Below are 12,542 nucleotides of genomic sequence, written 5' to 3'. Positions count from 1 at the left end.
GCCGGTCAGTCGCGCTCCCGCTCCCGCTCCGGCTTGCCGGCGAGCGCCACGTAGAAACCGAGCCCGTCCTGGGCCGGCAGCGTCTGCAGCCGCTCGATCCAGCCGCGGCGCTTGGCGTCGAGGAGCTGGCGGCCCACCGGCTGGAACAGGGTCTCGCCGCCCCCTTCCGGCGGCGGGTCGAGGCGAATCGCCACCGTCTTGCCCTTGGCGAAGCGGCTGCGCTCCAGCATGTCGTTCAGCGAGGCCTCCGCCGTGGGGCGGTTCGTGCCGCGCAGGTCGAGTACGGAATCCGCATCCGTCACGCCGAGGGAGCCGCGCAGCTTGTTCGCGTAGAAGTCTTCGAAGTGGGGCAAATCCGAGCCTGCGCGTTCGTGTCAGAAGCCGATGTCGTCGTAGAGGTCGGCCACGGCAAGAGTGCCGTCGATCAGCTGCCAGCGCTCCTCGTCGGGCCGGTCCTCGACCCAGGCCCGATCCTCCGCGACCTGCATGCCGGGATCGCGCCGCACCGCCAGCGCCATCGTCAGGAACCTCCGGGTGGATGGTCGATGCTAGCACCCGGCGCAGCCCGCACCAATGCGGATGCGGCGGGTCAGAAGGCCAGGCGCGCGTAGATGTCCGGCAAGGCCAAGCTGTCGTCGAGCTCGGGCAGGTCGATCACGTCCTCCGGGCCGGCGACCCGCATCCGCCACTCGCTCTCGCGGCGCCAGATCTCGACCCGACGCTCGTCTTGGTAGACGATCAGAAGGATCCGGAGCGAGGGCACGGTCTGATAGAACGCGGTCTTGCGGCCGCGATCGTCGACCATCGTGGAGGGCGAGAGCACCTCTGCGATGAGGATCGGATCTTCTGTGTCGCCGTCTTCCGGTGGCGGGCCGCATGGAAGGACGACGTCCGGGATGGGAGCGAAATCGTCCATCGCCTCGCTGAGGATGGCGAGGCCGGGATAGGCGCCGCAGCTCCTGCGTTCCGCAAGGTCATCGAGGCGCTTGATCAGATTGGTGACGATGCGCTGGTGCGGTCCCTTGGCCTGCGCCATCAGCACCGGGACGCCGTCGAGCAGTTCCCAGCGCTCCTCGTCGGGCTGGGCCGCGACCCAGTCCCGATATTCGGCGACCTGCATGTGGGTGTCGCGGTGGGCGGCGACGGCCATGATCAGCCTCCGGTGAGGAGGGCCGATCCTAGCATGGCGCCCCGTCGGCGCGGGAGTCTCGGCCGGGGCGGCGCGCGCCTCGGAATGAGAGACGCGCCGTTCCGTCGTCGGCGAGGGGCCGCCCGCGGGGCGAGCGGCCGGCCGCCGCTTAGCCGTGCACCAGCACGTTGCGGAACTGCCAGGGGTCGCTCGTGTCGATGTCCTCCGGGAACAGGCCCGGGCGGTCGCTGAGCGGGGTCCAGTCGGTGTAGACGCCGACGACGGGGCCGAGATACGGCGTCTGCACCTCGAGGCAGCGGCGGAAGTCGATCTCGTCGGCCTCGACGATGCCGGCCTCCGGGTTCTCCAGCGCCCAGACCATGCCGGCGAGCACGGCGGAGGTCACCTGCAGGCCGGTCGCGTTCTGGTAGGGGGCGATGCGGCGGGTCTCCTCGATGGAGAGCTGCGAGCCGTACCAGTAGGCGTTCTTCTTGTGGCCGTAGAGGAGCACGCCGAGTTCGTCGATGCCGTCGACGATCTCGTTCTCGTCAAGGATGTGGTGCTTCTCCTGCACCTTGCCGGCATTGCCCCACATCTCGTGCAGCGAGAGCACGGCATCGTTGGCCGGGTGATAGGCGTAGTGGCAGGTCGGGCGGTAGACCGCCTCGCCGTTCTCGCGGACCGTGTAGTAGTCGGAGATCGAGATCGCCTCGTTGTGGGTGACGAGGAAGCCGAACTGCGCGCCGGCGGTCGGCACCCAGGTGCGCACGCGGGTATCGGCGCCGGGCTGGAGCAGGAAGATCGCGCAGCGCGAGCCCTTCTCCTGGCCGCGGGCGTTCTCGGGCTTCCAGGTCTCGTGCGTGCCCCAGCCGAGCTCGGCCGGCTGGTTGCCCTCGGACACGAAGCCCTCGACCGACCAGGTGTTGACGAACACGCCCATGGGCTTGGGGTGCTTGGCGCGCTGGGTGTCGCGCTCCGCGATGTGGACGCCCTTGACGCCGAGCTCGCGCATCAGCGCGGCCCATTCCTCGCGGGTCTTCGGCTCGGGGGTGGTCGAGCCGGTGTCCTTGGCGATGTTCAGGAGCGCCTGCTTGACGAACCAGGAGACCATGCCGGGGTTTGCGCCGCAGCAGGAAACGGCGGTCGGGCCGCCGGGGGCGGCGCGGCGCGCCTCGAGGATGTTCTCGCGCAGGGCGTAGTTGGTGCGGTCGGCCTGGCTCAGGCCCTTGTCGAAGTAGAAGCCGGTCCAGGGCTCGGCGACGGTGTCGATGTAGAGCGCGCCCAGCTCACGGCAGAGCTCCAGGATGTCCCGCGACGAGGTGTCGACCGAGAGGTTCACGCAGAAGCCCTGGCCGCCGCCCTCGGTCAGCAGGGGCGTGAGGACGTCGCGGTAGTTCTCCTTGGTCAGCGCCACCTGCTCGAAGCGCAGGCCGTGCTTCTCGGCGAGATCCTTGTGCGCGTCGGAGGGCTCGATGACCGTGAAGCGCTTCTTGTCGTACTCGAAATGGCGCTCGATGAGCGGCAGCGTCCCCCGGCCGATGGAGCCGAAGCCGATCATCACGATCGGGCCGGTGATGCGGCCGTGGACCGGCCACTCGGTCTGGGTTGCGTCGGACATGGCGCAATGCACTCCTTGGGATAATGACGTGCGGCTCGCGTGAGCGGAGCGGCGTGCTTGATGCCTGGAAATGACGTGCGGATGACGGTTCGACGCCCCGCGGTCAACCGTCCGGATCACGAGAATCTTGCGGAACGGTGAAGCACTGATCTCGGCGCTATGATGTGGGTGCAGGTCTGAGGCGGAGGCCGGGCAAGGACGAGCGACCGGAGCATGCTTATATTGCAATGCAACAAGGAGGAGACACCAAGCTTCGCACCACCTGACGCCAAGGGGATCCACACCATGCTGACCGTGCTCACGGCCCAGCCCGTCCGCCCGGAGGTCGAGGCGATCGACCGCGATCCGGGCATCATCACGCTCCTGAGCGCCCTCGTTCGCTCCGCACGCCGCGCCGGCCATGCCGTCGGTGCCCAGACCCGCGCCTGTCATCGCACCGCCGCCGAGACCGATCTGTTCAGCTCCTCGACCGCCTGGCCCTACAACCAGCGCTGAGGATCGGCCGCGCCGTCGACGGACGCGCCGCGCGCCGCTAGGATTCGCCACCGGCCGCCGGGGAGCGGGCCGGCTGCGGACCGGGTTGCTGCCTTGCCTCTGCCGATCGGACGCTGCGCCGCCCCGTTTCTCGTCGGGCTTGCGGCGGCCTCCGCCCAGGCGCGGGAGGGGGCCTGCGAATCTCTGCCGGCGGGCATCGACCGGCTCGTCCTGGTGACCGGCGCCGGTTTCGCGAGCGGGAACGGTCGTCTCCGGCTTTTCCGGCGCAACGGCGCGGACGCCTCCTGGCACGCCGTCTCGCCACCGGAGCCGGTCGTGCTCGGGCGCCACGGTCTCGCCTGGGGTCATCCGTTCCGCGACGCCGCTCGACCCGGTGAGCCCGTCAAGCGCGAAGGGGACGGTCGTACGCCCGCGGGCCTCTACCGGCTCGGCCGCAGTTTCGGCTTTCCGGCGACGGTCCGGCCCGGGCACCTCGTGTTGAGACCCGGCCGCACGGTCTGCGTCGACGACCCGGACTCGCCTGCCTACAACCACCTCGTCCCGGTCCGGCAGGGACGCGTTGCGCCGAAGGGTGAGGACATGGGCGCCGAACCGCTCTATCGGCGGGGCCTCGTCATCGCTTATCCGAGCGACGCCGCGCAACGGGCGGGCTCCTGCATCTTCCTGCATGTCTGGCGCGGGCCGACGACCGGCACGGCGGGGTGTGTCGCCCTGCCCGAGAGACGGGTTGCCGCCATCCAGAATTTCGCGAGCCGGGGTGCCGCGATCGCGATCCTGCCCGAGACGGCGCTGCCCCGCTTCTCGGCCTGCCTGCCGCGACCGTGAGGTTGCCCCGGGGCCGCCGCGATGGCGGCCGATTCCGGCCCGCCGCCGAGGCGGACCGAGATCCGACCGTGCGGCTCGCCGTGCCTGTCGGCGAGCCGTGAGGCGGCCTATCCTGCGAGATGCACCTCGACGAGGTTGTCGCTGAAGGTCGGGGAATGGCCCATGCCGCCATAGGTGGCGGAAGAGACCACGTTCACCGCCCCGTCGCGGTTGAGGGCGTGCCAGTAGCCGAGGGAGGCGACGACCACGCCCGGCGGCACGTCCTCCGTCACCCGCGCCTCGCCGTGGAAGGTGCCGCGGTCGTTGAACACCCGCACCAGGGCGCCCTCGGTGATGGCCCGCCCGCCGGCATCCCGCGGGTTGATCAGGATCGCCTGGTTGCCCTGCTTGGCGATCTTGTGGGTCTCGTTCGCGTATTGCGAATTGAGGAAGCCGTGGCTCTTCGGCGAGACGATGTTGAGGGGGAAGCGCGCGGCGAGCGCGCCGTTCGTCTCCGGCCGTTCGTTCGCCGGCACGTAGCCCGGCAGGGGGTCGAGGGGCTCGCCGCCCTGCATCGCCTCGTACATCTGCCGGAAGGGCGGGGCGACGAAGTTGCCGTTGGCGGCCGCGGCCTCCGAGTAGAACTCGCACTTGCCCGAGGCCGTCGGGAAGTTGCCCTCCGCATGCGGCGTGCGCGTCTCGGGATCGCCGACATCGAGGCGATACCAGCCCTGCGCGCGGAAATGCGCCATGCTGGCGCCGGCCATCTTCGGGCTGTCCCAGTCGAGATACCACTCCATCAGCTCGGTCTCGCTCATGGAGAACTGGGGATCGGTGAAGCCGAAGCGTTGGGCGAGGCGCCGGAACAGCTCGGCGTTCGACACGGTCTCGCCCGGGGGCTCGATCGCCTTCTGATTGAGCGTGAAGAAGAAGTGGCCCCACGAGAACATCATGTCGTCGTGCTCGGCCGCCATGGTCGCCGGCAGAAGGATGTCGGCGTAGCGGGCCGTGTCGGTGACGAAGTGCTCGCTCACCACCGTGAACAGGTCCTCGCGGGCGAGGCCCTTCTTGATGGAGGCGGTCTCGGTGGAGTTCGAGACCGGGTTGGCGTTGTAGACCATCAGGGCGTGGATGCCCGGATTCAGTCCCGCCTCGCCGTTCAGCACCGCGCCGAGCTTGAGCACGTTGACCGCCCGCGTGCCCTCCGGGATCCAGTCCGGCCGGCAGACGCGGTCCCAATGCACGGGAAATTCCCAGAGCGGCATCTGATAGATGCCGCCGCCGGGGTCCTTCCAGGCGCCGGTCAGGGCCGGCAGGGAGAAGATGGCGCGCAGGGCCTGGGCGCCGCCGGCGCTGCGCTCCACCGCCACGCCGGGGCGGATCGCGGCGTTGCGGGTGGTGGCGTATTCATGGGCCAGCATGCGGATGTCTTCCGCCGCGATGCCGCAGATCCCGGCGGCGTATTCCGGCGTGAAGGGCGCGGCGCGCTCCTTCAACGCGTCGAAGCCGAGGGTATGCTTCTCCACATAGTCCCGGTCGATCAGGTTGCCGTTGATGAGACAGTGGATCAGCGCCATCGCCAGGGCGCCATCCGTGCCGGGGCGCGGCATCAGGTGCCAATCCGCCTCCTTGGCGGTGCGGGAGCGGTAGGGGTCGATCACCACCACCTTGGCTCCGTGGCGCTGAGCCTCCTTCACCACGTGCCAGTGGTGGATGTTCGTGGAGATCGAGTTGCAGCCCCAGATGATGATGTACTTCGACTGCGTGAAGCTCATCGGGTCGAGGCCGTTGGTGGGGCCGACGGTGAGCAGCCAGGCCGTGCAGGAGCCGGAGCCGCAGAAGGTTTTTTCCGCCACGCTCGCGCCGAGCCGGTTGAAGAACGCATCGCCGACGGTGAGGCCCTGCACCACGCCCTCGTTGCCGAGATAGTTGTAGGGCAGGATCGCTTCGCGGCCGTGCGTCGCGATCACCTCTTGGAAGCGGTCATGGATCGTGTCGAGGGCTTCCGCCCAGCTGATCCGGGTGAACTGGCCCGAGCCCTTCGGGCCCGTGCGGCGCATCGGGTAGAGCACGCGGTCGGGATTGTAGTGGTGCCGCTCGAAATCGTGCACCTTGGTGCAGAGTGCGCCCCGGGTCATCGGATGGTCCGGGTTGCCGCGCACACCGGTCAGGCGCCCATCCTCGACGGTATAGATCATCGAGCAGGTGTCGGGGCAGTCATGCGGGCAAGCGCCCAGCTTGGTGGTGCTCGCAGCAGTGGCGGCCATGGTGCGTCTCCTCTCCCTCCGGTTGCCTTTTCGGCATCTTGTTGCTGGGAGACTGGCCGTCGCGCGGTTCGTAAGTCAATTATAATTCTAATGAGAGGCCCATGAAGGTCACCCTCGATCTCACCCGCCTGCGGGCGGAGGGGCGGATCACCGCGGAGGAGCACGACCGGCTCCTGGCCCTCTCGGCGAAGGAGGGCGCCTCCCTCGCCATCAACATCCTGATCGGCTTCGGCGTCGCCGCGGTGAGCCTGGCGGCGCTCGCCCTGGTGCCGGATCCCCGCGCGGCGCTCGCCCTGGGCGGGCTGATGCTGGCCGGAGGTACGGGCCTGCTCGCCCGGCTCGCTGCGTGGCGGGTGCTCGGCGCCATCCTCGTGCTGGTGGGCGCCCTGCTCTTCGGCGGCGGCCTCGTCGTGCTGCAGGAGGGCAGCGCCGCCTCCTTCCTGACCGTGACGGCGGTCTTCGCCGTCGCTGCCCTGCTCTCGGGCAACGGCCTGCTTGCGGTGCTCGCCGTGTTCGGGCTGTCCGGGGCCCTCGACGCCCGCGCGGGCTACAGCCACGCGGTCTATTCGATCGCGATTCCCGAGCCCGCGGCGACGGTGCTCGTCTTCTCCGCCCTGGCCTTCGGCCTCTACCGGCTGTCGAAGCATCTGCCCCCTGCGGGCGAGCGGCTCGCCCTGATCGGCGCGCGCACGGCGCTGTTCCTGGTCAATCTCGGCTTCTGGGTCGGCTCGCTCTGGGGCGACGAGACGCAATCCGGGATGCGGGAGTCGTTCGGCCGCTCGATCCCGGCCGAGGCCTTCGTGATCGGCTGGGCGCTCGCGCTGCTTGCGGTCGGTGCCTGGGCCGTGCGGGAGAACCGGCGCTGGGTGCTCAACCTCGCCGCGATCTTCGGTGGGATCCACTTCTATACGCAGTGGTTCGAACGGCTCGGCGCCACGCCGCTCAGCCTGCTTGCCGCCGGCCTCGTGCTCCTCGCCATCGCCTTTGGGCTCTGGCGCTGGAACGAGCGGTTTTCCCGTGAAAATTAACCCTGATAGCGAAGAAACGTGACGGCGCTGTCGCCGTAATCGCGCCGCTCCAGCGCCGTGAACCCGGGTGGCGGCGCCACCTGCACGGCGGCGGCTTCTTCGACGAGGACCAGGGCGCCAGCGCCGAGCCAGCCGCCGGAAGCGGCGGAGGCGAGGGCCTTCGGGGCCAGATCACGGTTATAGGGCGGGTCGCAGAACAGCAGGTCGAAGGGGCCTGCCGGCCCCGCCGGGCCGAGCTTGGTGGCATCCCGGCGGAACAGGCGGGTCGCGCCTTCCAGGCCCAGCGCTTCGATATTGCTCCGGATGATTGCCCGCGCCTCCGAGCCCTCGTCGACGAGGAGGGCGTATTCGGCGCCACGGGAGAGCGCTTCGAAGCTGAAGGCGCCGGTGCCGGCGAAGAGGTCGAGCACGCGCGCGCCCTCGACCACGTCGTCATAGGCATGGGCGAGGACGTTGAACAACGCCTCGCGCATCCGGTCCGTGGTCGGCCGGATCGCGTCCGTGCGTGGTCCCGCGAGCCGGCGGCCTCCGAGCCGCCCGCCGACGATCCTCACCGTTGCCGCTCCCGGACCGGGCTACTTCGACCCGCGCGGCTTGCCGCCGCCGCGGGGACCGGGCTTGCCGGAGAAGCCGCCCGGGCGTCCGCCGGGCTTGCCGCCGCCGGGACGGCCGCCGGCCTTGAAGCCCCCCCTGGCGCCGCCGGCTTCCTTGCCCGCCCCGCCGCGGGCGGGACCGGGCTTGAAGTCGCGGGAGGCGCCGCGCTCGCCCTCGGCACGGCCGCGGAAGCCGCCGGCCTTGCGCTCGAAGGCCTCACCGCCGTCACGCGAACGCTCCTGGTGCACACGCTCCTGGCGCGGGCGGTCCTGGCGCGGGCGCTCCTGCCGGGGACGATCGTCCCGAGCCCGATCCTGGCGCGGACGATCCTCACGCGGGCGATCCTGCGGCGCGCGATCCTGACGGGGACGATCTTGCCGGGGACGATCCTGGCGCGACCCGGTCGCCCGCTCCCGCGGCGGTCCGCGCCGCTCGCCCTGCCCCTCGAAGGCTCCGCGGGCCTCGGCCTCGCGGCGGCGCGGACGCGCTTCGCCGCCTTCCCCGCGCGGGGGACGGGCATCGCCGCGCGGCGGCCGGGCGTCGCCCCGGGGGGGACGGGCCTCCTCGTCGCGGCTGCGGAACTTGACCCGGCGGTGCGGCTCGGGGGCCGGCTGCTCCGGCGTGGGCTGCAGGCGCTCGACCAGAACGCGCCGCTCGCCGGTCTGGATCGAGCCGACGCGCTCGCGGCCGCGCTCGGCGGCCTGGGCGCGGGCCGCCTTCGGGTCGGCGCCCCGGCGGGGCACGCCGCCGCCACGGGGCCGCTCGTCCGCATCGGCATGCCAGATCGACTGGCGCGGACCCGGACCCATGCCGCCGGTCGGCACCCGCGCCGGCGCGGCGGGACGGGAGGGATCGCGGGCCGGACGGCCCGGCCGGGCGAAGCCGGCCTGCGGCCGCTCGGCGGGCGCGCCGCGGGAGGCACGGGGCGGGCGCGGCGCTTCGGCGGCGGCGGCCTGGGCCGCGGCCTTGGCCGTCTTCTTCGGGCTGCCGAAGGCAGCGATGGGGTCGCGCACCGGGCTCTCGAAATCGACGCCCGCCTGCTCGGCGAGGCCCTTGCCGAGCTGCTCCTTGAGCACCTTGGTCCGGATCTCCTCGACGAGCCCGACTTCGAGGTCGCCGAGCTGGAACGGCCCGAAGGAGAGCCGGATCAGCCGGTTCACGGAGAGCCCGAGATGCTCGAGGATGCGCTTGACCTCGCGGTTCTTGCCCTCGCGCAGGCCGAGTGTGATCCAGGCATTGTCGCCCTGCACCCGGTCGAGACTGGCCTCGACGGGACCGTATTCCATGCCGTCGACGGTGACGCCCTTCCTCAGCTTGTCGAGATCGGCCTGGGTGATCTCGCCGAAGGCGCGCACGCGGTAGCGGCGCAGCCAGCCGGTATCGGGATGGGCGATGACCTTGGCGAGGCCGCCGTCATTGGTCAGCAGCAGCAGGCCCTCGGTGTTGATGTCGAGCCGGCCGACCGCGACCACCCGGGGCAGATCCTCCGGCAGCACGTCGAACACGGTCTGGCGCCCTTCCGGGTCGCGGGCGGTGGTGACGACGCCCCGGGGCTTGTGGAAGATCCAGAGCCGGGTGCGCTCGCGGGCCGGCAGGGGCTCGCCGTCCACGCTGATGCGGTCGCTGTCGGTCACGTTGAGGGCGGGCGAGTGGATCACCTTGCCGTTCACGCTGACGCGGCCGGCCTCGATCATCACCTCGGCGTCGCGGCGCGAGGCGAGGCCCGCCCGGGCGATCGCCTTGGCGATGCGCTCGCCCTCGTAGCCCGCCTCGGGTTCGACCGGCTCCGCGGGGGCCTTCGCCGATTTGGCACCCTTGCGGCGCAGGGGCGCGTCGCCCCCGCTCGCCGGGGTGTCTGCCTGCGGGGGCGCCTCGGCGCCGGTGGATTCTTGGGGCACGGCCTCGTGCGGTGCGGAGTCCTGCCCGCCCGGCGCGTCGTCATTCATGTCGTTCATGCCCGCCCCATATCAGAGGCCTTCCCGGCTTGCGAGGCGTTCCGATCGAGAAGCCGCGCGCCGGATTCATGGCTCGGGCCTGCCGCAGCGGGATCAAGCACAGAAAAAGGCGGCCGAAGCCGCCTTTTCCGATGCGATCCGGGCACCCGAAGGTGCCCCGCCTCAAAGCCGGGGGGAACGGCCCCGCACGGCGCCCATCACCGCCGAGATCAGGAACAGGGCGATGGCGACGAAGAAGACGATCTTGGCAGCCTCCATCGCGGTGCCCGCGATGCCGCCGAAGCCGAGCAGCGCCGCGATCAGCGCGACGACGAGGAAGGTTACGGCCCAACCGATCATGGTATCCTCCGACAAGTTGTCTTCCGGCTGGCCGGCGCCGCTCGGTGCGGCCCGGATCCGGAGAATGTCTTCCGCTCCTCGCCGGTCGGGCCGGCGATGCGGTCTCATCCCTAGAAATTGCCAAGCTGCCGGATCGTTCCGCGCCGGCTTACAAAAGCGGGTGATGGCCGGGGAGGCGCTGAAGGGCTTCGAAGTTCGGCCGAACCGGATCGTCGCGACCCGGTCCGAGACCTGACCGTCCCGCATCCTGCGAAAAGCCAACGGACCGCGATCAGGCGATGTTCCGAGGCGCTGCGTTAGGGGCAGGATCCGGGCCTTCCCGCGGCCCCGACTCAACGCCGCCCGAACAGACGCTCGATATCCGTGAGCTTCAGCGCGACGAAGGTCGGGCGGCCATGGTTGCAGGAGCCGGAATGGGGCGTGGCCTCCATCTCCCGCAGGAGCGCGTTCATCTCCTCCGGCTTGAGGCGGCGGCCGGCGCGGATCGAGCCGTGGCAGCTCATCCGGGAGAGGATGGCGTCGAGGCGGCGGGTCAGCGGATCGCCGTCGCCGGCCGGCGCGCCCTCGTCCAGCCCACTGTCGAGGAGCGCATCGAGCACATCACGCACGAGATCGCGCACCGAGCCGCCGGCCAGGGCCGCCGGCACCGCCCGCACCAGCACCGCACCGGGGCCGAAGGCTTCGATCGAGAGGCCGAGGGCCTCCAGTTCGGCGGCGGCCGCCACGAGCCGTTCGGCCTCGGCGGGCGCCATCTCGACCACGTCGGGGATCAGCAGGCCCTGACGCGCGATGCCGCCGCCGGCCCGCTCGCGTTTCAGCCGCTCGTAGACCAGCCGCTCATGGGCGGCGTGCTGGTCGACGATGACGATGCCGTCCGCGGTCTGGGCGACGATGTAGGTCTCGTGGAGCTGAGCCCGGGCTGCTCCGAGGGGATGCTCGCTCGGTTCGGGCAGGAAGACGGCCTCCGGTGGCTCCCGAAGGTCGGCGGCGGGCGGGGCGAGATCGGCCTCGAACAGGCTCTGCGGCGTGTCGGAGAAGCCGCCGGCCGGCGGCGTCCGCTCGGGCATCCGCCAGCCCGCGGGGGCCGCGACGGAAGGGCCTGAGACGCTCGGGCGGCCCGGCGAGGGGAAGGCCTGCCGTCCGGAATGGGTGGTGAAGCCGCCGGGCCGCAGCGCCTCCAGGGTGCGCGCGGCCCCGGTCGTGGCAGACCGCATCCCGGCCTGGGCCAGGGCGGCGTGGATCGCGCTGACGACCAGGGCGCGCACGAGGCCCGGATCGCGGAAGCGCACCTCGGTCTTGGCCGGATGCACGTTCACGTCGACGAGGGCGGGATCGCAGGTCAGGTCGAGGGCGAGCACGGGATGGCGGTCGGAGGCCATGCTGTCGGCATAGGCCCCGCGCACGGCCCCGAGCAGCAGGCGGTCGCGCACCGGCCGGCCGTTGACCGTGAAGTGGATGTGGCCGGCCGCCCCCCGGTGATAGGTCGGCAGGCCGATATGGCCTTCGAGCAGGAAGCCCTCCCGGGCCAGCGAGAGCGGCACGGCGTTGCCCGCGAAATCCGACCCGAGCACGCTTGCCGCCCGGCGCAGCTGCGCCGCCGGTCCCGGCTCGCTCTCGGCGGGGAAGACGGTCGGCGTGGCGCTCTCGGTCCTGAGGGTGAAGCGGATCCGCGGCTGGGCGAGCGCCAGGCGGCGCAGCACCTCGGCCACCGCCAGGGTCTCCGCTCGGTCGGATTTCAGGAACTTGAGCCGGGCAGGCGTCGCGGCAAAGAGGTCGGTGACCTCGATGCGCGTACCCCGCGCCGCCGGGGCCGGGCGCAAGGGACCCTTCACCCCCGCCTCGACCACGAGGCTCCAGCCTTCGCCGCCCTCCGCCCGGGAGACGATGGAGAGCCGCGCCACGGCACCGATCGAGGGCAGGGCCTCGCCGCGGAAGCCGAGCGTGCCGATCCGGCTCAGGTCGCCATCGGGCAGCTTCGAGGTGGCGTGGCGCTCGACCGCGAGTTCGAGATCCTCCGGCCCCATGCCGCAACCGTCGTCGACGACCCGGATCAGCCGGCGGCCGCCGCCCTCGATCGTCACCTCGATGCTGCGGGCGCCGGCATCGATCGCGTTCTCGACGAGCTCCTTCACCGCGGAGGCCGGCCGCTCCACCACCTCGCCCGCAGCGATGCGGTCGACGAGGATCGCGTCGAGGCGGCGCACGGCGGCGCGGGGGATCACCGGTTCGGGGAGGGCGGACATCGCCGCGGGATCATAGCGGGCCGCGGCGGGCGCTCAAAGGCGCAGGCGCGTCGCGGCGGGCGCTGTCCCG

The 12,542-nt window shown here is 71.4% G+C and carries 12 protein-coding genes; 3 read left to right on the top strand and 9 right to left on the bottom strand.

The window, feature by feature from the left end:
* Positions 1-5 precede the first annotated feature (5 nt).
* From MFF21_RS00830 to MFF21_RS00815, 4 genes are all read right to left on the bottom strand, one after another.
* Entirely contained in the window at positions 6-353 is a 348-nt protein-coding gene (locus MFF21_RS00830; protein ID WP_238309292.1) for a hypothetical protein, read from the bottom strand.
* 21 nt (positions 354-374) lie between these two features.
* Positions 375-518 (bottom strand): hypothetical protein, encoded by a 144-nt coding sequence (locus MFF21_RS00825; RefSeq protein WP_373324871.1) that lies wholly within the window; start codon positions 516-518, stop codon positions 375-377.
* A 71-nt stretch (positions 519-589) separates the two neighbouring features.
* Positions 590-1,150 carry a Uma2 family endonuclease gene (locus MFF21_RS00820; protein ID WP_238309291.1) on the bottom strand — a complete coding sequence of 187 codons (561 nt, stop codon included), beginning with the start codon at positions 1,148-1,150 and terminating at the stop codon, positions 590-592.
* A gap of 148 nt (positions 1,151-1,298) precedes the next feature.
* Positions 1,299-2,747 carry a homospermidine synthase gene (locus tag MFF21_RS00815; protein WP_238309290.1) on the bottom strand — a complete coding sequence of 483 codons (1,449 nt, stop codon included), beginning with the start codon at positions 2,745-2,747 and terminating at the stop codon, positions 1,299-1,301.
* Positions 2,748-3,032: 285 nt separating this feature from the next.
* On the opposite strand from MFF21_RS00815, the gene MFF21_RS00810 reads away from it, so the two are divergent.
* Both MFF21_RS00810 and MFF21_RS00805 read left to right on the top strand, forming a co-directional pair.
* Positions 3,033-3,242 (top strand): hypothetical protein, encoded by a 210-nt coding sequence (locus tag MFF21_RS00810; RefSeq protein WP_238309289.1) that lies wholly within the window; start codon positions 3,033-3,035, stop codon positions 3,240-3,242.
* 93 nt (positions 3,243-3,335) lie between these two features.
* The gene (locus MFF21_RS00805) at positions 3,336-4,067 is read left to right on the top strand and encodes a L,D-transpeptidase family protein (protein ID WP_238309288.1); all 732 of its coding nucleotides are present in this window, start codon (positions 3,336-3,338) and stop codon (positions 4,065-4,067) included.
* A 107-nt stretch (positions 4,068-4,174) separates the two neighbouring features.
* Here the strand turns inward: MFF21_RS00805 and MFF21_RS00800 are convergent, their stop codons facing one another.
* Complete coding sequence (locus MFF21_RS00800; protein ID WP_238309287.1) at positions 4,175-6,313, bottom strand: molybdopterin-containing oxidoreductase family protein; 2,139 nt, start codon at positions 6,311-6,313, stop codon at positions 4,175-4,177.
* Positions 6,314-6,414: 101 nt separating this feature from the next.
* Here MFF21_RS00800 and MFF21_RS00795 point away from each other — a divergent pair, with 101 nt between their 5' ends.
* A complete protein-coding gene (locus MFF21_RS00795; RefSeq protein WP_238309286.1) occupies positions 6,415-7,341 on the top strand; it encodes a hypothetical protein in 927 nt (308 codons plus the stop codon).
* Here the strand turns inward: MFF21_RS00795 and rsmD are convergent.
* From rsmD to mutL, 4 genes are all read right to left on the bottom strand, one after another.
* Positions 7,338-7,895, bottom strand: coding sequence for a 16S rRNA (guanine(966)-N(2))-methyltransferase RsmD (rsmD, locus tag MFF21_RS00790; RefSeq protein WP_238309285.1), 558 nt, complete (start codon positions 7,893-7,895; stop codon positions 7,338-7,340). The two genes, MFF21_RS00795 and rsmD, sit on opposite strands and share 4 nt — an antisense overlap.
* 21 nt (positions 7,896-7,916) lie before the next feature.
* On the bottom strand, positions 7,917-9,890 hold the full coding sequence (locus MFF21_RS00785; RefSeq protein ID WP_238309284.1) for a pseudouridine synthase: 1,974 nt from the start codon (positions 9,888-9,890) through the stop codon (positions 7,917-7,919).
* A 162-nt stretch (positions 9,891-10,052) separates the two neighbouring features.
* Positions 10,053-10,229 carry a DUF1328 domain-containing protein gene (locus MFF21_RS00780; RefSeq protein ID WP_012456035.1) on the bottom strand — a complete coding sequence of 59 codons (177 nt, stop codon included), beginning with the start codon at positions 10,227-10,229 and terminating at the stop codon, positions 10,053-10,055.
* Positions 10,230-10,561: 332 nt separating this feature from the next.
* The gene (mutL, locus tag MFF21_RS00775) at positions 10,562-12,472 is read right to left on the bottom strand and encodes a DNA mismatch repair endonuclease MutL (RefSeq protein WP_238309283.1); all 1,911 of its coding nucleotides are present in this window, start codon (positions 12,470-12,472) and stop codon (positions 10,562-10,564) included.
* Positions 12,473-12,542 lie beyond the last annotated feature (70 nt).

The organism is Methylobacterium organophilum (assembly GCF_022179465.1).
GTDB lineage: Bacteria > Pseudomonadota > Alphaproteobacteria > Rhizobiales > Beijerinckiaceae > Methylobacterium > Methylobacterium organophilum.
This window is presented reverse-complemented; position numbering and strand designations above follow the sequence as displayed.